This is a genomic window from Vibrio sp. Vb0598 (genome assembly GCF_033338935.1).
Lineage (GTDB): Bacteria > Pseudomonadota > Gammaproteobacteria > Enterobacterales > Vibrionaceae > Vibrio > Vibrio alginolyticus.
In genome coordinates this window covers 176,373-195,804 of sequence record NZ_JAWOTP010000002.1, presented here as the reverse complement: position 1 = coordinate 195,804, position 19,432 = coordinate 176,373, and the positions used below count along the sequence as shown (strand labels likewise).

The window sequence follows — 19,432 nt, the reverse complement described above, 5'->3', positions numbered from 1 at the left end:
ACAAAACAAAAAAAGCCCCTCAATTGAGGGGCTCTTTTCACACAGACTGTGTAATTTACTTTGCGCCACGACGCGCTTTCAGGCGCTTCACCATAGCAAGACGACGCTCTGCCGACCCTTGGTCTGTTGCCGACTGGTTCGGATTATTACGACGACCTTGACGATTCTTGAATGCTGGTTTTGAGTGCAGCTTTTCAATGTAAGATTCACGCTGTTTTGGTTCATAGCCAGCAAGCTCAATACGGCGAATTCGCTGCTGGATTAGATTTTCAACCTGAACAACCGTGAGTTCTTCATCTCGATTTACAAATGAAACGGCATGACCTTGTTTACCTGCACGGCCTGTACGACCAATTCGGTGAACGTAATCTTCCGCTAGGAAAGGCATGTCATAGTTCACAACGTGAGGTAAATCTTCAATATCTAGACCTCGAGCAGCGACATCGGTAGCCACCATGACACGTGCTTTACCGGACTTAAACTCTTCTAGCGCACGACGACGAGCGCTTTGAGCACGGTCACCATGACAAACCACCGCTTTGATACCATCAAGTTTCAGCTCTTTTACCACTTCGTTTGCGGTCTCTTTGTAGTTCACAAATACCAACACTTGTTTCCAGTTCTTACGACCAATCAGCTCCGAAAGCAGTTCCGTTTTTCGCTCTTGATCAACTGGATATAACACGTGAGCAACTGTCTGTGCTGTCGTATTCGCTCGCTCAACTTCAATACGCTTAGGCTTACGCAGGATATCTTTTGCTAACAGATTTAGTTGGCTCGAAGTCGTTGCCGAAAACATCATGATTTGTGGGTCTGTATCCACATCCAGCATGATCTTACGAACTGCATGAATAAAGCCCATATCCAAGATACGGTCTGCTTCATCAAACACTAAAAACTCTAAGTGTGCGACCGAGACATTACCTTGTTCAATGTGCTCTTCCAATCGACCAGGTGTAGCCACTAGGATATCTACACCGTTTTCTAATGCCGTTACTTGAGAAGACATTTTACGGCCACCGAAAATCGCAGCCACCGACAGGTTCGTGTACTTCGTGTAAGCTTTGATGTTGTCAGCAATTTGTTCAGCAAGCTCACGAGTTGGAGCCAAGATAAGTGCGCGAGCAGTCTTACGAGAAGCGCTACGGTTACTGTCTAGCAGCTGCTGAATCATAGGCAGAGAAAACGCAGCCGTTTTACCAGTACCTGTTTGTGCTGTAGCGAAAATATCATGGCCTTTGCGAGCCATTGGAATCGCCTTCTGTTGAATTGGCGTTAACTTTTCATAACCGCATTCTGCCAGTGCTTTAACCACTTCTGGCGCAAAACCTTGAGATGAAAATGACATTGAGCGTATTCCTTAAACAAACCACTAAAAATAGCTTTAAAAATTTAGCCGTGCACTATACCCGAATTTGAGTGATTTATCTCACTTTTCTCATTGAAACGCTACAAAAGCAAAAACGGCGAACACAGGCAGATTGCTGGCTCACCGTTTCCGTTTAACATTTGTTCGATTTAACGCTTGATGCCAGACAACTGAAGGAGAATTCGCTCAAGTTCATCCCATGGCAACAGCTGAGAATCTATCACTTCTAATCGTGATTCAAACCCTTCTAAGCTGATTTCATTCACCGACACGACTCGGTTGGCAACATTAAACGCGTAACAACCTTGATCCGTATTGACCACCGCTTTAACACGCTCTGCGGTCAAGTCCGAAAGCATAGAGAAAAGCTTTTCAAAATCAAACTTATACTCTGCCCCAAACAACCACCCGCAACTAAAATACCCTTGCCCTTTGTTCTCTTTACGCACAAAGGCTTCACCTGGCGGCAACTGGAATTGAGGCTCTAGGTGAGCATGGTCATGATGATGTGACTCGATATGGGAAGAAGCGCTGCCGTAAACCCGTTCGATATCCAAGACTTCTATCGGTAACTCACCATCATGAATAAGCTTACTGAATACTTTTGAGGGAGATTGGTCCGTCACCCAGTCATTAAACACATCAATGTCGTGACTGGTACAAAGGTCAACCTTACTGCCTATAACCACATCTGCGCTGTCTAACTGGTCCACGAAATTTTGGTTAGAAAGGTATTTTTCATCACTTAAGTTACGCGGATCAACCAGAGCGATCGTCGCTTTTAGATCAACGTAAGGTTCATACTGTTCTGAGGTAAGCGTCGCGATAACCTGTTTTGGATGACCAAGGCCTGTCGGCTCAATCAATAAACGGTCCGGTTTTTGGCGCAGTAACGCCGTAATACCGACCGACATTGGCACGCCCGCCGTACAACACATACAGCCACCCGGCACTTCTTTAATCAGCGCACCTTGGTCGGTCATCAATGCACCGTCGATGCCAATCTCACCAAATTCATTGACCAAAACCGCCCAGTTTTCGTTTTCCGGTTTGTTCTTCAGTAGATTTAAAATCGTGGTCGTTTTACCGACACCCAAAAATCCGGTCAGTATGTTGGTTGGTACTCGATTTGACATGCTTATCTCCGACACGTTAGTGCATTAATGCTCCAGCAAAGTATACGGAGAATGTGACTCGCTTCAACGCTTTTTATCGCGCTCATCAAGCTCATTGCGTGATGCGTGGGTATACATTTTTTGAGAATGATCAGAGTGACTTATCAACTCTGAACGCTTCATATCAGAAAGATACATACTGGTGTAAATGACGCAGGCAAAAAACGCGATAATAGCGACTACAATGGGAAGAACTCCGAGTGTGTTTTCGAATTTAAGCGCAGCGATAGCCAATGCGAAAACAACGACAGAGATAAATGCGATAGACTGACTTTTGTTGCTTTTCATGATAACTCGCCTTTCGTAAGGGTAGCCCCTAATACCTCCTGTATTAGGGGAGTGCCAGTTTGAACAACATCCAACCTGACTATTCAATGCTACTCCTTTCGCTACTTGTGAAATTTGACAAAGCTAACATTTATTACAACATCAAACGATGAACTTATTACTAGCTTTCAGACACTTAGTGGACTGTAAAGCACTTACTAGCAAATCGACCCGCCGCTGACCAATATGTCGTTTTCATTGGCAATACAAACTTGCGCCACCAGCCTTAGCCCTTCGACTATCATCTCCAGAGACATGGAAGGCTGACTGCCATCTACTGCTTGTTCTGGCAATAATGGGATATGAACAAACCCATGACGAATAGGTTTGTCTTTTAGATAATGTTGGATCCCATAAAAAAGGTGGTTACATACAAATGTTCCGGCACTGTTGGAAATCTGGCTAGGTATCCCCTGCTTTTGCAGAGTTTGAACAATACGCTTTATCGGCAGTGTCGAGAAGTAAGCATCAGGACCATCAGCCACCACGGGTTCATCAATCGGTTGATAACCAACGTTATCTGGAATACGAAAATCATCGACATTAATTGCGACACGTTCTGGGGTTATCGCGCTACGCCCGGCCGCTTGCCCTACAGTAATTACACAGTCTGGCTGGTGCGCTTCTATTGCTTCAATAACGACTTTCACCGAGTCATATCGAACTACGGGGACTGGGCAAGTAACTATCACACCACCTTTTATGGCCGCAGCCTCTAATTGCTTGACCGCTTCTAAGGCGGGGTTAATGGCGTCACCACCAAAAGGTTCAAAACCGGTAATCAGGACTTTCTTCATAACAGCCTTTAGGAAAAGAGTTTTACAAATTATTGCACTCCCCTTCACCCCATCCAATAGCAAAAGTATTGATGAGATAAACCAGACAACATTATGTGACTCATGTCTAACCAGAGAGTGTTTTCTGCCCCATTGAATCTAGGCAAGTTCCGGACTATCGAGACTAACTTATTGATGATTAGTGGCAGGGCAAGGTTCTCTCATTACATGACGCACGTAGAAGCTTGGTTTCCACGCTTAACTTAGGTAGAGTACGCGACCGCAATGCAATTCGAAGAGATTGAATACAATGAATATTGATAACCATGTAATCGAAACGATTGAAGAGTTGGAGGCATTTCTGCATTTAGTAGAAAGCGGAGCTCTAGGCCTTGAAGGTGTCACTGGCGTTGCGCTAGCCACCTCTAATACCGATGGCCGTCCATTTGTTGCCGTATTAGGAGAAAAGCACCAATTGCTCCTTGGCCGCTGGGTTTCGCAGCACGTATATGACAATGGTAAAGACATCGTTCGTAACGGCCCAACCAGAAAACACTAAGCGCTCGACGCCACCTATAACATCACGCCGTCTTATACACCAAGCGTATGCTTTGAAAGCAATGCGCTTGGTGTACTCAAAAAATAAAAAAGAAAAGGCTAGCCTTTATTAATTTTGTCGGTATACTGCACATCAGCTCTTACGGAAAGAGCTATTAATGTAATTAAAGATCAAAGTTTCTCTCAGTTCCACATCGAATTCCTCGTTTACGTTCCTGCGACAAAATAGTTATCTCTAAAATCATATAGTAGCACTTGATATTAGCTAAAAATTCAATATTTAAAACAATCAAATATAGAGGTATCTATGTCTAATAAATTAACTGGTTCAGTAAAATGGTTCAACGAAACTAAAGGTTTTGGTTTTATTTCTCAAGACAATGGCGGTGATGACGTATTCGTTCACTTCCGTTCTATTGTTTCTGAAGGCTTCAAAACTCTTACTGAAGGCCAAAAAGTATCGTTCGTTGTTGAACAAGGTAACAAAGGTTTACAAGCAGCTGAAGTAACTGCACTGTAATTCTTTGTGTGGCATCAATGTTGTTGGTGCCACAACCCCCTTCCACTTGTTACTGCCCTTACTATTCTCTATCTAAGTTTATATAGCCAAATCACTTACCTTACCTCTCCCACACCATCATTAATCACTTTCAATAAAGTCACTTTGGTATACATCTTTAGGTAATCACACAACCTACCTTGCAATTCCAGTTTGGAATTAAATTAATCTCATTCATATCTGAATCACTTCGCCTCATGCTTTGCTCATAAAAATAAAGTTTATAAAATAAAAGCGATTGGCGAATATAAGAGAAAAAATAAAATTAAATATATCTGCTCAATCAATAAATTCTAATAACTACGAGCACATAATCCCTAGCTGAGAGGTTGAGTCAGCACTGAAATGTCATTACATGAAGCCATTTATCGGACAACACTTCATAGGGACAGCGTGTGGAGTCACACACTTCGGGGTATTTGTTGAGTTAGAGGAACCGAACCGAAGGTCTCATTCCTTTATCAAGTTTCCAAAATGGTGAGTTCGAATTTGATGCAGTCAAACAAAAAATTTCCAGCCAGAGCGCCACGTTTACTTTAGGGACCAAAGTGCACGTGTTGGTTAAAGACGCCGATTCGAGACAAAGAAAGATCATGTCCAACTTAAAAGACGCGGAACACGCGGTAGGTTAGCCTGTTTTAGGTTACTTTCTAATCCATTAATCAAAAATAAAAAATAAGCTTTTAATACCGCAATTAACTTGTGACATTTCGCTGACATCGACTCATTCTAAAACCCTAATATCTGACAAAGGAAACGAATCTAATTTTTGTTTCCAGACACCATCGCAGAGTGTATTTCCAGCATTCTGTTTGCCTCGAGAGGTTCTTATGACAGCCTAGGATCTCTCGAGGCTTTTTTGCACCTATTCAAACCACCTGATTCTACATCACAACTATTATCCCCCACACAAGCTGTACTTTTTAACTAGTGCACTAGATCGCGAACTCTGATTTAAGCAACTGATCACACAACCACTTCTAAATTTTGGGTATAAAAGTATCAATACTTTCGTTAACTAGGATGTAAATAATGAAAAACTCGTTTGATCTCACTATGCCCAACGAAGAAGGATACTTTGGTGAATACGGTGGTAGCTTTGTTCCACCTGAGCTTGAACAAATCATGCATGACATCAACGCAGCTTATGAGGAATGCAGCAAAGATCCTGAATTTAAAGCGGAACTCGCTCGCTTGTATAAGCACTTTGTTGGACGACCTAGCCCAATCTTCCATGCGGAAAACTTGTCTAAAAAATACGGAGCAGACATCTACCTAAAGCGCGAAGACTTAAACCATACAGGCGCACATAAAATTAACCACTGCTTAGGGGAAGCCATTCTCGCTAAAAAGATGGGTAAGAAGAAACTGATTGCTGAAACTGGCGCAGGGCAACACGGTGTTGCGCTTGCTACAGCCGCGGCATTGGTTGGCTTGAAATGCGATATTTACATGGGTGAAGTTGATATCGCCAAAGAACATCCGAATGTCGTCCGCATGAGAATCCTTGGTGCTAATGTCATTCCTGCCACTCATGGGCGCAAAACCCTCAAAGAAGCGGTAGATTCTGCATTCGAAGCTTATCTGAAAGATCCTGATACACAACTTTATGCGATAGGCTCTGTCGTTGGCCCTCACCCATTCCCTAAAATGGTGAGAGATTTCCAATCAATTATCGGTAACGAAGCACGAGTTCAATTCAAAGAAATGACCGGCAAGTTACCCAATAATCTCGTCGCATGCGTTGGAGGTGGTTCTAACGCGATGGGGCTATTTACTGCTTTCTTAGAGGATGAACAAGTCGCCATTCACGGCGTTGAACCTGCGGGCCGCTCTTTGCAAAAAGTTGGCGAGCATGCTGCAACACTCGCACTCGGTGAGCCAGGTATCATGCACGGATTTAAGTCTTACATGCTTAAAGATGCGCAAGGCGAACCTCAGGAAGTGTACTCTGTAGCAAGTGGCTTGGATTACCCATCGGTTGGGCCTCAGCATAGTTACTTAAAAGACATTGGCCGTGTCAATTACGGCTCAATCAGTGATGACGAAGCGATTGATGCCTTCTTTGAGCTGTCTCGTGAAGAGGGAATAATCCCTGCTATTGAATCCTCACACGCTGTCGCTTACGCAATTAAACTCGCGCAGCAAGGAGAAACCGGCTCGATTTTGATCAACTTATCAGGCCGTGGTGACAAAGACATTGATTTTGTCGTTGAACACTACGGCGCAAAATACGGCATTGAATCACTCATATAGCCTAACTCCGTAGCCTAACCCTACATGCAAAAAGCTACCTGGTACTAGGTAGCTTTTTGTTTTTGTCTACTATTTTAAGAAGCAAGCCCCTTTACTCACTGCTCTCACTATACCTTTAGAGCATAATTCGATTAACCGATAAGAGCTGGAATGCCTGGAAGCTGACCAACAATAGCAAGGGAGCCTGCACAAACGATAAACGCAGTGCCAGGAATCAGATATTTATCTTTGCGCGATAGTTCGTTAGCACGCTCATGGTCGCCGATAAGCCCGAGGTTATCCAACAGCATCGTGATTGCCCAACCGAAGACTGGATTAACGAATGCACAGGCAAAAATACAGATACCTGCACTGAGTGAATCTTTATGCTTATGGATCATCTGCATACCCGCTTCAAGAAGTGGTAAGAATACACCCACAATCAAAGCAACGCGCAGAACAGGTTCCCACATTGCTAGATCCATTGGGTAGCCAATTACCGCCGCCGCAATACACATGAAACCCGTCAACAGAGCGCCACCTGGAATAGGACGCTTGGCAATTGCGGCAGGAATCATGTACGTTCCCCAAGAAGAAGCTAGGTTTCCGCCCCCTAAGAGTGAACCAACCCCCTGACGAACAGATGCTCCGACCATCGTGTCATCGACATCCATTAGTACGCCTTTCGCTTCTTTCGGGTAGTTAAGTTCTTGAAACACACGATGGCCGAGATAATCAGGGGACCACATAGCGACTGCCAGTAGAGCAAATGGAGTCACGGCAATAAAGTGCTCTAGGGTTGGCCAGCCTAGTTGCCAACCAGTATTTTCACCCCACCAATAAAATGGACTGAAATTAGGTAGGCCGGGCTCAGTAGTAAAAGTGAATTCCGCCCCCATCATATAAGCAACAATACCCGCGAGTGCCGAACACAGCGGGATAGCGAGCCAACGTTTATTGACCTTGGCTAAGTAAGCGTAAACCATAACGGTTAGGCCTATGACCACAAACGAAATGTAACCTTGGTCCGTACTTGCAGCCCACGCTTCCGTCTTATTAATTTGCCCGAGCAACCCAACAGCACCAAGGTAGATCAACAACCCTCCTCGAACCCCGATACCAGTCAGAGTCATGAGTTTAGAGCCACCTTTGGTTAAAGCGAGAATTAAACCAAAAACACATACCATCAAACCTAACGCGAGAGGGTGTCCTCCTGCAGCTGCAATCATAGGAATCAGCGGTATCATTGGGCCATGGGTGCCCGCTAAGTTTGCATTCGGGTTTAGGATGGCAGAAAACAGAATGACGAACAGGGCTCCAGCGATAAGTAATTCGTAACGCACGTTTTCTGCAATGAATTCCGGAGATAAACCAAACTGAGCAGCAAAAGCGGAAACCATGGCAGTGACCATCACCACCTTACCAATAGTTGCTGCTAATGCAGGTACCCAGTCTTCGATTTCAATACTGTAATCACGTGAGGGCAAATGAATTCCCCAGCGACGGAAGCTCATGACGGTTAAATCATGATTTAGAAAGTCTTCTCGGTTTTCAAATTCATGCGGTTTTTTGCGCACATCCCTGTAAAAAGTCTTACTTTTGTCAGACATTGAGTCATCCTTTTATGTTTCAACGTTGAACTACGTCAACTAGAGTTTCGCTTGGTAGACAGACCTTCGACCAATACGAGACAACACCCACATCAAACTTCTAGGCCATACTAAGAAAGCGGCATGAACCAATTTTGATTTTGAGCTTATTAAGCATGTGTTGCTATGGGTAGGAATATTAGACATTAGTAAAAGAACAACAAAAATCTCACTTATCACACAATGATTTAACATCAAGCTAGGGCGCTTGAACTTTTATGAGTCATTTTTGAGCAGAGAGCCAAGTAGAACGGCCAATTCCGATTTATACTTTCAAGGTAGAGATCACTGTGCTCGTATCCATCGCAAAGTAACTATAGATATCTCTGCATTGTATACTTTGTTAAACTCCGCCCTTTAATGAGTAAGGCCCTTAAAAATGATGACTGACGAAGAGAGAATCGAGCTGCAACAGAACAATCCACTGCACGGGTTGAAGCTAGAGACTATGTTGCAAGAGTTAGTGGATTTTTACGGCTGGGACATTCTAGATACAGCAATGCGTTTTAATTGCTTTAACACTAAGCCTTCGATTGCAAGTAGCGTGAAGTATTTAAAGAAAACCGAATGGGCGAGAGAAAAATTAGAAAACTTTTACCTTTATCGCTTTAAGCGCATGCCACGCGCGAGCGAAGAAGAATACAACTTACCACCAAGAGCTCGTACCTTCCCTCATGGCCTTGAACCTAAAGAGCCAATGCCGCTAACCATTGACTCTATTCTTAAGTCACAAGCCAAAGCAGCGTCTGCATTTAAAAAGCGTTCACCTCGCGGACGCCCTGCTCGTCGCCAATAACACTATCTTGAAAAGCAATAGAGCCCTACTGGTAGCTCCAGCAGGGCTCTATTGTTCTTTAAAGGAATGGCTAGAAGCGATGACTCAAGCTAGTGAGCATTCCCTTTCTCCAGCAACTCCCGTAAGTAAACTCACATGTAGTTTACGTTTTCTATTGATTACGCTTTTTCTTCTTTTTACCCGTACCTGCTGGCTTCGCTCGCGGCTTCATTGGTAAAAAGTAGGCTTCACTCTGATCGTCTTCCACTTCAAAACCGACTACCTGCTCGCGTTCAAGTTGGAACTTATTTTTCTTTTCTATCACTTTGAAATGGTGGTAGTCGTCGTAATCGATAAGAGATAACCCTAAACCTACTTCACCAGCACGACCACTACGACCGATTCGATGCATATAATCAGCAGGGCTACGCGGAAGATCGAAGTTAATCACCACTGGAAGTTTTTCAATATCAAGGCCGCGTGCTGCGATATCGGTGGCAATAAGAACTTGAATCTCGCCAGACTTAAAACCGTCAAGGACACGAGTACGAGCGCCCTGCCCTTTATCACCATGGAAAACTTCAGCGGTAATACCGCGTTTTGACAGCTTTTGAGCTAAATGGTTACAGGCATTCTTAGCATTCACAAAAATCAAAGTCTGTCGCCACTGATGCTGTTTGATTAAGTGCGCGAGTACCGCCGTCTTCTCACCTTTATTTACACTAAACACGCGCTGCACCAAAGTGCTGGCTTCTGCGCTCTGCAACTGAACTTCAACAGGGTCGCGGAGCAACTGCTGAGCCAGCGTCGTGACTTTATCAGGGAAAGTAGCAGAAAATAACAGCGTCTGTTTCTTCTCTGGTAGTAACGCAAGAATCTTATTCAGTTCTTCGGTAAATCCGAGGCTCAACATTCGGTCGGCTTCGTCAAGAACAAGCGTTTTTACTTGGTCCAACTTAATCGCGTTACTGGATACCAGATCAAGTAATCGACCCGGCGTTGCAACAATGATGTCACAGCCACCACGAAGCGCCAGCATTTGTGGGTTCACCGATACACCACCAAATACGGCAACCGTTTTGATCTTATCTCTGAGATGGTATGAGTAAGATTTGACGTTATATGCCACCTGTGATGCCAACTCACGAGTTGGTACTAAAATCAGGTGGGAAACGAAGTTGCCACGGCGATTGTTTGATTCGTCTTGCTGAACAATTTTTTGCAAGATTGGCAGCGAAAAAGCAGCGGTTTTACCAGACCCCGTATTGGCACCACCAATAATATCTTTCCCTTCAAGGATATCAGGAATAGCACGGGATTGAATGGGCGTCGGTTGGCTGTATTCCAACGCTTCTAGTCGCTCGACTAATGTTGGAATCAGGCCAAGATCGGCAAATGTCGCTTGCTGTGTTTTATCTGTCATTACGATGAGTGGCTCAGTGCTAGTAAAGGCCGTGTATCTTATGCTATTTCGCGTCTGGATGTTAGAAATAATGGCCCAAACAGAAGATTGGTGAAAGAAGCACTATAGGGTTCAGGAATTTCCTTTCACTAACATGAGTTAATGGTTTCGGTAACCAATACTCTACGACCAAGATGGTAGCGTTCGCGACGAATCTATCATCCACTTCGAAATTGATTTCAGCTCATTTGGGGTAGAAAGAAGCTAGAAGCACTTGCTTATGTTGGGTGAGTAAATGTATGTAAAGCCTCAGTACATAAAAACGAACCTAATTTAGGTAAGCTCTGGCAACTATATGCCACGACTCGAAAAGTAACGCGTGGGTGAATCGCCATAGACCCGACGAAACATCGCAATAAAGTTACTGGGCGTCGAATAACCTAAAGCATGTGCAATATCTCCCACCGATTCCCCTCGAGCTATCATTTCTAATGAATGTATTAGCAGTACTTGTTGCCGCCATTCACTAAAACTCATGTTTAACTCACTTCGAATCAATCGTCTTAACGTCCGAGATGAGACTGCCCCAATATTGGCCCAATGCTCTACAGAATGCTTGCTGTTTGGGTCTATTAAGATTGCTTGAGTAACTTTTTGCAGTCTCGGATCTCTGGGCAGTGGGATGTGGAGTGACTCATGAGGGCTATTGACGATTTCATCGGATATTACGGCGAGAATACGTAAAGACTGTATGGATAGATCGTCTGTTTTGCTCCATATCGATGCTCTAACCGATAGGGCTTTCAACACATCGCTCATTTGGATAACACAAGGTCTCATTGGAAACCGCTCACAACTCTCTGGAGTAAACAGTAATGAACGACCTTTCAGAGAACCACAAAAATAAACACTGTGCATCGCACCCGGGGGGATCCAACCAGCTCGGTGAGGTGGAAGTATCCACGTTCCTTCATCGGTTTTGACCTGAATTAGCCCTTCATCTATACACAGTAACTGGCCTCGATGATGACTGTGCCAATTATGTGGCCGTTGATCCAAATGGTTGAAGTCGCTCCTTTCATGCTGCCACTCCTTAACGATCAGTGCGGCGCCATTTTTCCATTCGCTGTAATCAGAGTTTGTCACTTTATTTACTCAATTCCATTTTGGCCATTATTCATTATTTTCTGTCCTCTTAACGTTACCATAGCAAGTTAGCGTTCGAGTAACATTTTAGCAACGATCATTTTATCGAAGGCAGAACCATCATGAACGAACCTATCTTTATTATCTATTACATTACAGCAGGCTTGGGCATTGGCTTTCTCGCTGGACTCGTTGGTGTGGGTGGTGGTGGAATGGCCGTCCCTATTTTTGCGTTTCTATTTTCACTACAGGGAATAGCTGATACGGAAGTAGTGCATCTTGCGTTAGGGACATCAATGGCTTCGATGATTATTACAACATTGGGCAGCATGCGCGCTCACTACAAAAAAGAGAATGTAGACTCGACAATGGTAGTAAAAATGTTGAGCGGAGTTCTAGTCGGAACATTTTGCGCCACATTCGTAGCATCGTATCTACAAGGAGTCTATCTGGCAGGCTTTTTCAGCGTATTCATGTTGTATGTTGCTTATAAGATGTTTCTCAACACTGAAAATGAGTACAACCCTAACCCACATGGGGCTATCGGTAATATCACTGTAGGCTCGGTGATTGGCTCTGTATCAGCACTTGTCTCTATAAGCGGTGCGGGGTTGATCATCCCCTATCTTGTCCAGCAAAATTTTGAGGTAAAACGTGCTATTGGTACCTCTGCTGCGATAGGTTTCCCTATCGCACTGTCAGGAAGCCTCGGTTACATGTTAAACGGATGGGGAAACACAGATTGGAACAACTTAGTATTAGGATACATATACCTTCCTGCAATGCTCAGCTTCTCCATTAGTAGCTACTTAACTACTAGCCTCGGCGTACGTTGTGCAGAGTATTTCCCAAATAAAGTTCTTAAGAAAATCGTTGGTATTTTGTGTGTTCTTCTAAGTTTCAAAATGTTGGTACAAGTACTTAGTTAGATCAAATAACACGGTCACTAGTAGGCCTTGCACTATGGTGAAAGGATAAGCCTGCAAAAACTTACTTCTCGCTTTGCTGGTCCAAGCACACAATGTGTAAGAAAGCTCCTCATTGTTGCACTCTTATGACTTTGTTAACCTGACCAGAATTACATCCAAAATGTGCTGATGATTGTCCTTTCTGGAAACCTCGTCACGCTCCTGGCAAAGTGCTTCCTCCCCTTCTGATGCGAGAATTTTAATGCCACGCTCAGTACATTCTGCGAACGCACTAAACTGACTCGCACTAGGAATCTCTTGAAACGTCACATTGGGAAGAGCAACAAGTGATTCGGCTGGTGTCAGTGCGGGATGTAGCCGATCAGAAAGCGTCACGACGGTGATAGCATTGTTCATCAAGGCCAGAGTTTCAGGGACAAAAGTTTTCGTTAGCTCAGGGTTGATAACGACGACCGATTTCAGTTTGTTTTCAGACTGAAATCGGGGGAATTTTTGATCCGGGATGCTGGTAATATCAACGTTATTTTCACGTAACCAATGACAGTCTACATTGGTGGCGTTGTGACACGATGTTCGATATTTCTCCGGGCTTATTTGCGCTCCGGAGAGCATCAGCATAGATGTGCCGCCCAGAAAAAAGCCGACCCCCTGCACTGCATCAGTATCTACGCCTCCGGACAGTATCCCGACTGAACTTAATTCGTTCAGCCCAAGCATCAAATCACTGGTTCTGAATGTGATTTCATCAACAGCCATTTCTGCATTGATTTCGTTTGGTGCAGGAGGCTTTGGTACCACAACGACATAACCTTGTTGCGCCAGGCTCGAGGCTATCCAACCACTGTGGGAAAACGCTGACCGTGTTCCGCCCTGCGACAAAAGCACAACGGGAAATTTTCCACTTGCTAAAGGGGCATCTAACTGCGTTTCGACTGATTTGAAAATGTTCCCCCTACCAAACGTGAAATTGTTTTTTTCGTTCGTTGTGGGATACCAATAATAGACTTCTACTGGCTTATCTCTGTCTTCACTGAATCCCGTTTTGATTGTTAGCGCAGAATGGTATTTCGGCTCATTCGTACTGGCGCTGGCACTGACACACAATGTAGCGAGTAGAAAAGACATTATTATTTTGGTTTTCATTTTTCCCTCAGCCGGTCAACACATTATTCTGCACGGCATCTAGAAAAATAACGCGCAGGAGATTCTCCATATATTTTGCGAAACATAGCAATAAAGTTACTTGGAGTCGAGTAACCCAAAGCAAGTGCCTACTTTGAACTGCGCCAGCACTCTCTTGGACAGAAATACGTTAGAGTGTTTGCTTGATTTAGCAAATCATGGATTAGTTCAGCTATGGCAAACATCATTGAACTTAACTTACAGAAGAGTAGTATTAAACAGAACAATTTTGAATAGCAAGTCTTGAGAAGGCTGGATTGACTTTTTATCGCTGACTACTCGAATAAACTTTATGCAGAATGAGCGTTGTCTAACGCCGTAATGACTAAGCCGCAAAGTAACGAAACTAGCTGATGACAATCATTACAAAAAGCAGTTTGGGACTAGAAAATAAAAAAGCCAAACAGTGTTGGCTTTTAGCAATTAGTTCGTTACATCATAATAATATTTTATTAATTTCAAACTAATCTCTTTCTTGAGAGATTTAGCTAAAACTAAATTAATTCCATTGACGAGGGTTAAATTGTCTTTTATCTTTAATGAAAAAATCAAGAACTCGAGCAACCGTTGTTTTGAAGCTTTAACCCCTGAATGACCAGAGCCAAGCAAAGGCATATTTACAGGATAACCATTTGAATTATTCTCAATAAAATCAATGAGTTTTATTACAACTTCTTGGTATTCTAAGTTCGTCAATTGGGCTCTATTATTTTCATCAAATCTAGTGAAAGCAACGAGGAAAAATATTTGGTTATCTCTTTGTATTTTTATGGTAGTGCCTAGTGGATACTTTACTTTATTGCCAACTTCTCTACTCGGAACAGATTCACCCTTATAATTACTCAGTTTAAGCTTCATTTCTGAATCAAGAAGTTCAATGTCATCTGAAAAGTATTTTTCTATTAGTTTTCCATGTAAAGTATTTCTTGAGATAACTTCATCATCAACCAATACATCGAAGAAATCATTTACAGGTATGACTGTAATTCCATTTTCCGCAAATATGTCACCATATTTAACATTCAACATAACTCTATCAGAAATTTTAACATCTATATTGCTTCTTTCTCTTGTTATAATCAAAGATATAATAGAACTAAGAATAGCAATTCCTATATAGGTTTCAATCACATATCCAGCGTAGTAGGTGGAGAATTGGCTGTTAACAGAACTAAATATCGTCAACAAAGCACTAATCGCACCAATTACTGAAAAGAAAGCTCTAAAAAACAATGTCATTATCATCCTTACTTTGTGTTTTTTCTTCCTCAGATTCTTCTTTGCCGTAATATTTTAGCTTGGAAATTTTAAATGATTCCTTAGCCAGCTTAGTAAAAACGGCGTCACCATACTTGTCTCGAAGAGATCTATAGAAGTTATCTTCGATACTTTTTATATATGACAATGTTCCATGTAAAATGGGAATATCCTGTTCATTCAGTTTATCATTTAAATATAAGTGGAGCATTGCTCTTACTTTTTTTCGTTTATATCTCCCTACAGATAATTTATTCTCATGAGTGATAACTACTCCAGTTACTCTTTTTGATCTGTTTCTACCAATTAATACACGTTTTTTGTCATTCAAAACCAATAATGGTGTTTGTGTTTCTTCAATAAGTACCTTTAACTCTTCTTCAGCTTCTAGCAAACACTCTCTCGAACTTGCTGATAAGGTTATATCATCTGCATATCGAGTGTAAATCACACTATACTTTGAGCAGATATCACACACACTTTCGTCAAAGTTGTACATGACGATATTCGAAATAATTGGAGAAGAAGGTGCTCCAATGCTCAGTTTGAGCTTCCTGTCTGTCCTATCTAACCAGAACAGATAGTGGTTTAATATATCAACCTCTATACTAGATATGTCTTCGTACGCATCCAATAAGAAAGACTTAAGATGCTCAGGCCTTATTGAATGGAAGAAGTCTTTAAAATCTAACTTAAGAATCCATGATGATCCTTTGTGAGGTAGAGCATTGTGATAAATTGATTTCGAATCTCGATATGCAGTAGCAGAATCGTGAATGGATAAGTTCTTGAGAATCTTTTCTATAATTGCATATTGATAAAACTTGACATCTTTTGAAGGTTGAGAAATTGTTCTCAACCCACCATTTCTTTTTTTTATTTTAAATTCTTTATATTTTCTAGGTGCAGTTAGATAATTGGCTATTATTTCTTCAACACTCTTTTCTGTAAATTCAGAAATATCATATAGACTTTTCATATTAACGACCTAACCCCATAGCATACTGCCTTTCTTTATCATTTTTCAAATATAGAGAAAGTAAGGTGGACTTCACTGAACTTACAGAATAGTTTAGTTCCTTATCAGGTGTGTTTCTAAATTGATATTTTATAAAACCCTGATTCTTATCCGTAGGCAAAAAATATTTTGCCCCTGCGTATTTCTCTTTAATCAACCCCAAATTTTTTAAAGAGTACAAATACTCTTTCAAAACCTTTTCTTCAAGATCTATTTTTAAGTGATCATTTATGTATGATTTAATTTCCCTCAGCTTAAGTGCAGAAAAAACGTATATTAAATCAGCAACGAGTAAGCACATATTTGAAGGGTTTTCTTTTGAAAAAGAGGAGGTCTGCTTGCTCTTTTCTTGAATATCATTCGCCAATTGATAACCAATCAGATTTATTAGCGATTGGAAACCTGCATCGTTTTCTATGACTTGAGATATGGTATTGTTTGTTACTTGATAGTTAACACCCCACTCGTGCCGTAGAACTGTTTTATCATTTTTTTCGAGATACTTAATCGGTCCCCATTCAATAAATGTCCGTTGACCATCACTAACATCGTTTGTGTTGTAGATTGTTATGAGCTTAGAGGATATCTCTGGCATAACACTAAAGGCTCCAAGTTCAGCATGGGCTCCGGGTCCTTCAACAATGAGTACAACTGCTGCGGCAAGACCTGCTAATAAGACTTCAAAATCAATAAGGTTATTGATGTTAGCGTCCTCTAGCCAATCATGAAATTCCTCTGCAAGAATCACATTTTGGTATAATTCTTTTTCTCTACTACTGAGATAGTGCAAAACTGCGCTGCGTAAAGACTTGACTTGATCTTCTTGCTCCTTGCCTATATTTGACAAGTCGTCACCATTTAGTCCTCCACCACAAAAGAAAACGTAGTTTGGGAGGTTTTTAAGACTAATTTTTTCTACTTCAACATTGGTAAGAAATGCTGAGGTAAGTTCTTTAATATCTTCCATATGACCAACAATAACAGAAACGGCCTCATAATGAGGCCGTTCTAATCTTTACCTAGATGGGCACGGTTGCGACAACAAATCGCGAAGCGATTTTTGTCGTGACCGTGGTCAAAATATAAACAATCAAAATATTCCAGTGATACACCAGATGAAGTCAACAACGCTTCTAACGCGTAAAGATTAATAGCTATTTTTAGCTTAACTCTCGGATTTGTCAAGATTTTAAACTCAGATCTTATGTGCGCTTCTAGTCGTTAAACATAACAGTGTTCCTTCCATCACAAATCATATCGAAATGGTCCATCACAAAAGAGAAAATGAACCCCAAATATCAAGTCCACACACAACGGGCTCTGGTTTGCCCTGCATTAGCTCAAGTATTGAAGACACAAATCCTCAATGCTTTCAAGCTTTCCGACGTTAACAAACTTTGGGGCACTTTTGCGTTGGAAAGTACTCAACATAAAGGTTCTCGACAAAGATGAATCAACTCGATGCTGCCCAAAAGACGTCCAAACGAGTTTCAGATTTCAAGTAACTTTTGAGACTTTGAGCACAACTTCGAGCACTTTATGTATATCGGTGTGTTCAATCCTAATAGAGCATTGAATAGTTAGATATTGAGCAATCCATGTGAACTATGAAACTTAAGTTAACCGTTTGATTTGCTCTCTTACGATATCTAAAGCTGATTGCAATTGTAATCGGCTTAATGGACCTGCAAGTGATATCCTCACTGCTGCCGGCACTTCATACCGACCCACAGCAAACATTTCCGCTTCCCTCACTCTGACACCATGTTTCAACAACGACTGGTTAAAGTGATATCCTGTTAATGGCTCAGGCAAAGGTAGCCACACATTGTAACCAGGAACACCAATCTGGATTTCGGGAAATACTGCCTTCCAGATCCGATGACGTGCACTGAGTTCCATCGCTATCTCTTTGTCCACGGCTTGCATAGCTCCGCTAGTTAACCAACGACAAACAAGGTCGATTATCAAAGGGCTAACATACATACAACTGGCTCGTAGCGCACGTTGCAGTAAATCTTTGAACGACAAAGGCAGAATGATGAAACCCAGCCGCAATCCACCTGCAAAGTACTTAGAAAAACTGCCCACGTATAAGGTAATATCTGGAGCGATAGCAACTAAGGGACTCTTTCGATGAGACGGTGGGCAGTAGAGAACATCGTCCTCAATAATCAACACATTGTAACGACGACATATCTCTATGATTTTTAGTCTTCGGCTATCCGTTAACTGAGCTCCGGTCGGGTTCTGTATTCCCGGCGTAAGATAAAGCAGTTTTGGGCGATGCCTCTTACAGTGCAAAGCCAGATCTTCTGGATCTAATCCATGTTCATCGACTTTTACTGGCACTAGCTTTCGTTCGGATTGCTGACATGCATAGATGAACTCTGGATAACACAGTCCTTCAGCAAGAATTGTATCTTTAGGGCGGCTTAGAGATTGAATAATCAACGATATCCCGTGTTGCCCTCCATGAGTCCACACTAGACGCCGTGCATCAATATCGATATTGAATTTGGTCATCAGCCATTGTCGAAGAGTCTCGTTATGACCCCGAATGCCATCAGCGGAGTAGTAATCCAGCACGGCTGCCTGCGCAATTTCCTCGTGTGATAGCTCTTTCAACGCATTCGCAAGAAATTTCGGCTGCGATAATAGCAAAGGTCGGCAACGTGCCAGATCAATGCCTTTTTCTTCCAATACCGGATGATAAAAGTGGTTCAGTTCAGTTTCTCTGTTACGTACATAAGTACCGCTTCCTACTTTTGGTTCCGTTAAGCCCCTCCGCTCTAGCTCCCTATATGCCCTCGTCACCGTTCCAACCGTCACACCTAAGCGATAAGATAAAATACGCTGAGGAGGTAATTTAGTGTCTGGTTCGAGTTCACCACTCTCTATCACCTCTGCAATCGCTTCAGCCAGTGCCATAAACTTAGGTCCGGAACGACCCGATATATCAGGGACTAACATTGTCTCTCTCCGAAGGGGTACAATTAACTCTTGTATTCAGGATAAATAAGGCCTGACGAAAATGAAATCAAAGAATTGTCACCATGACGCATTAACTGTAGG

Annotated in this window: 17 protein-coding genes and 1 pseudogene; 6 read left to right on the top strand and 12 right to left on the bottom strand. The window is 42.4% G+C overall.

The window, feature by feature from the left end; all coding sequences use genetic code 11:
- Nucleotides 1-55 precede the first annotated feature (55 nt).
- From R7Q38_RS03395 to pcp, 4 genes are all read right to left on the bottom strand, one after another.
- Nucleotides 56-1,348, bottom strand: coding sequence for a DEAD/DEAH box helicase (locus R7Q38_RS03395; protein WP_005375652.1), 1,293 nt, complete (start codon nucleotides 1,346-1,348; stop codon nucleotides 56-58).
- A gap of 170 nt (nucleotides 1,349-1,518) precedes the next feature.
- Complete coding sequence (locus tag R7Q38_RS03390) at nucleotides 1,519-2,505, bottom strand: CobW family GTP-binding protein (protein ID WP_239938547.1); 987 nt, start codon at nucleotides 2,503-2,505, stop codon at nucleotides 1,519-1,521.
- A 63-nt stretch (nucleotides 2,506-2,568) separates the two neighbouring features.
- Nucleotides 2,569-2,832: a hypothetical protein gene (locus tag R7Q38_RS03385; RefSeq protein WP_239938548.1), complete on the bottom strand. Its 264-nt coding sequence runs from the start codon at nucleotides 2,830-2,832 to the stop codon at nucleotides 2,569-2,571.
- Between the two features lie 197 nt (nucleotides 2,833-3,029).
- Nucleotides 3,030-3,668, bottom strand: a complete 639-nt coding sequence (gene pcp, locus R7Q38_RS03380) for a pyroglutamyl-peptidase I (RefSeq protein WP_025998708.1) — start codon at nucleotides 3,666-3,668, stop codon at nucleotides 3,030-3,032.
- Between the two features lie 289 nt (nucleotides 3,669-3,957).
- Between pcp and R7Q38_RS03375 the strand changes: the two genes are divergently transcribed.
- The 4 genes and pseudogenes from R7Q38_RS03375 to trpB all read left to right on the top strand — a co-directional run bounded on the left by R7Q38_RS03375 (nucleotide 3,958) and on the right by trpB (nucleotide 7,020).
- Entirely contained in the window at nucleotides 3,958-4,206 is a 249-nt protein-coding gene (locus R7Q38_RS03375) for a hypothetical protein (protein WP_005375646.1), read from the top strand.
- Between the two features lie 306 nt (nucleotides 4,207-4,512).
- Nucleotides 4,513-4,725, top strand: coding sequence for a cold-shock protein (locus tag R7Q38_RS03370; RefSeq protein WP_005375644.1), 213 nt, complete (start codon nucleotides 4,513-4,515; stop codon nucleotides 4,723-4,725).
- A gap of 364 nt (nucleotides 4,726-5,089) precedes the next feature.
- Nucleotides 5,090-5,396 (top strand): annotated as a pseudogene (locus R7Q38_RS03365) (S1 RNA-binding domain-containing protein); the annotation flags it as partial.
- Between the two features lie 400 nt (nucleotides 5,397-5,796).
- On the top strand, nucleotides 5,797-7,020 hold the full coding sequence (gene trpB / locus R7Q38_RS03360; protein ID WP_213964130.1) for a tryptophan synthase subunit beta: 1,224 nt from the start codon (nucleotides 5,797-5,799) through the stop codon (nucleotides 7,018-7,020).
- A gap of 131 nt (nucleotides 7,021-7,151) precedes the next feature.
- On the opposite strand, the gene R7Q38_RS03355 is transcribed toward trpB, so the two are convergent.
- Entirely contained in the window at nucleotides 7,152-8,609 is a 1,458-nt protein-coding gene (locus tag R7Q38_RS03355; protein ID WP_225491733.1) for a DUF3360 domain-containing protein, read from the bottom strand.
- A 418-nt stretch (nucleotides 8,610-9,027) separates the two neighbouring features.
- Between R7Q38_RS03355 and R7Q38_RS03350 the strand changes: the two genes are divergently transcribed.
- On the top strand, nucleotides 9,028-9,444 hold the full coding sequence (locus R7Q38_RS03350) for a VF530 family DNA-binding protein (RefSeq protein ID WP_053350637.1): 417 nt from the start codon (nucleotides 9,028-9,030) through the stop codon (nucleotides 9,442-9,444).
- A gap of 151 nt (nucleotides 9,445-9,595) precedes the next feature.
- Here the strand turns inward: R7Q38_RS03350 and R7Q38_RS03345 are convergent, their stop codons facing one another.
- Nucleotides 9,596-10,846, bottom strand: a complete 1,251-nt coding sequence (locus R7Q38_RS03345) for a DEAD/DEAH box helicase (protein ID WP_213873946.1) — start codon at nucleotides 10,844-10,846, stop codon at nucleotides 9,596-9,598.
- A gap of 330 nt (nucleotides 10,847-11,176) precedes the next feature.
- On the bottom strand, nucleotides 11,177-11,971 hold the full coding sequence (locus tag R7Q38_RS03340) for an AraC family transcriptional regulator (RefSeq protein WP_213912126.1): 795 nt from the start codon (nucleotides 11,969-11,971) through the stop codon (nucleotides 11,177-11,179).
- A 122-nt stretch (nucleotides 11,972-12,093) separates the two neighbouring features.
- Here R7Q38_RS03340 and R7Q38_RS03335 point away from each other — a divergent pair, with 122 nt between their 5' ends.
- Nucleotides 12,094-12,900 (top strand): sulfite exporter TauE/SafE family protein, encoded by an 807-nt coding sequence (locus R7Q38_RS03335; protein WP_033907508.1) that lies wholly within the window; start codon nucleotides 12,094-12,096, stop codon nucleotides 12,898-12,900.
- A 123-nt stretch (nucleotides 12,901-13,023) separates the two neighbouring features.
- On the opposite strand, the gene R7Q38_RS03330 is transcribed toward R7Q38_RS03335, so the two are convergent.
- The 5 genes from R7Q38_RS03330 to R7Q38_RS03310 form a co-directional block, all read right to left on the bottom strand.
- Nucleotides 13,024-14,043 (bottom strand): alpha/beta hydrolase family protein, encoded by a 1,020-nt coding sequence (locus R7Q38_RS03330; RefSeq protein WP_239939262.1) that lies wholly within the window; start codon nucleotides 14,041-14,043, stop codon nucleotides 13,024-13,026.
- A gap of 462 nt (nucleotides 14,044-14,505) precedes the next feature.
- Nucleotides 14,506-15,321: a macro domain-containing protein gene (locus R7Q38_RS03325; RefSeq protein ID WP_318114053.1), complete on the bottom strand. Its 816-nt coding sequence runs from the start codon at nucleotides 15,319-15,321 to the stop codon at nucleotides 14,506-14,508.
- Nucleotides 15,305-16,318: a retron St85 family RNA-directed DNA polymerase gene (locus R7Q38_RS03320; RefSeq protein ID WP_318114052.1), complete on the bottom strand. Its 1,014-nt coding sequence runs from the start codon at nucleotides 16,316-16,318 to the stop codon at nucleotides 15,305-15,307. Before R7Q38_RS03320 ends, R7Q38_RS03325 begins: the two co-directional genes overlap by 17 nt.
- A 1-nt stretch (nucleotide 16,319) precedes the next feature.
- Nucleotides 16,320-17,324, bottom strand: coding sequence for a retron St85 family effector protein (locus tag R7Q38_RS03315; RefSeq protein ID WP_318114051.1), 1,005 nt, complete (start codon nucleotides 17,322-17,324; stop codon nucleotides 16,320-16,322).
- 647 nt (nucleotides 17,325-17,971) lie between these two features.
- Nucleotides 17,972-19,330 (bottom strand): PLP-dependent aminotransferase family protein, encoded by a 1,359-nt coding sequence (locus R7Q38_RS03310; protein ID WP_137283130.1) that lies wholly within the window; start codon nucleotides 19,328-19,330, stop codon nucleotides 17,972-17,974.
- Between the last annotated feature and the right edge of the window lie 102 nt (nucleotides 19,331-19,432).

Excerpts from the sequence above, each read along its gene's own strand:
- R7Q38_RS03395 (WP_005375652.1), bottom strand. The coding sequence starts at position 1,348 with ATGTCATTTTCATCTCAAGGTTTTGCGCCAGAAGTGGTTAAAGCACTG.
- R7Q38_RS03390 (WP_239938547.1), bottom strand. The coding sequence starts at position 2,505 with ATGTCAAATCGAGTACCAACCAACATACTGACCGGATTTTTGGGTGTC.
- R7Q38_RS03385 (WP_239938548.1), bottom strand. The coding sequence starts at position 2,832 with ATGAAAAGCAACAAAAGTCAGTCTATCGCATTTATCTCTGTCGTTGTT.
- pcp (WP_025998708.1), bottom strand. The coding sequence starts at position 3,668 with ATGAAGAAAGTCCTGATTACCGGTTTTGAACCTTTTGGTGGTGACGCC.
- R7Q38_RS03375 (WP_005375646.1), top strand. The coding sequence starts at position 3,958 with ATGAATATTGATAACCATGTAATCGAAACGATTGAAGAGTTGGAGGCA.
- R7Q38_RS03370 (WP_005375644.1), top strand. The coding sequence starts at position 4,513 with ATGTCTAATAAATTAACTGGTTCAGTAAAATGGTTCAACGAAACTAAA.
- trpB (WP_213964130.1), top strand. The coding sequence starts at position 5,797 with ATGAAAAACTCGTTTGATCTCACTATGCCCAACGAAGAAGGATACTTT.
- R7Q38_RS03355 (WP_225491733.1), bottom strand. The coding sequence starts at position 8,609 with ATGTCTGACAAAAGTAAGACTTTTTACAGGGATGTGCGCAAAAAACCG.
- R7Q38_RS03350 (WP_053350637.1), top strand. The coding sequence starts at position 9,028 with ATGATGACTGACGAAGAGAGAATCGAGCTGCAACAGAACAATCCACTG.
- R7Q38_RS03345 (WP_213873946.1), bottom strand. The coding sequence starts at position 10,846 with ATGACAGATAAAACACAGCAAGCGACATTTGCCGATCTTGGCCTGATT.
- R7Q38_RS03335 (WP_033907508.1), top strand. The coding sequence starts at position 12,094 with ATGAACGAACCTATCTTTATTATCTATTACATTACAGCAGGCTTGGGC.
- R7Q38_RS03330 (WP_239939262.1), bottom strand. The coding sequence starts at position 14,043 with ATGAAAACCAAAATAATAATGTCTTTTCTACTCGCTACATTGTGTGTC.
- R7Q38_RS03325 (WP_318114053.1), bottom strand. The coding sequence starts at position 15,321 with ATGACATTGTTTTTTAGAGCTTTCTTTTCAGTAATTGGTGCGATTAGT.
- R7Q38_RS03320 (WP_318114052.1), bottom strand. The coding sequence starts at position 16,318 with ATGAAAAGTCTATATGATATTTCTGAATTTACAGAAAAGAGTGTTGAA.
- R7Q38_RS03315 (WP_318114051.1), bottom strand. The coding sequence starts at position 17,324 with ATGGAAGATATTAAAGAACTTACCTCAGCATTTCTTACCAATGTTGAA.
- R7Q38_RS03310 (WP_137283130.1), bottom strand. The coding sequence starts at position 19,330 with ATGTTAGTCCCTGATATATCGGGTCGTTCCGGACCTAAGTTTATGGCA.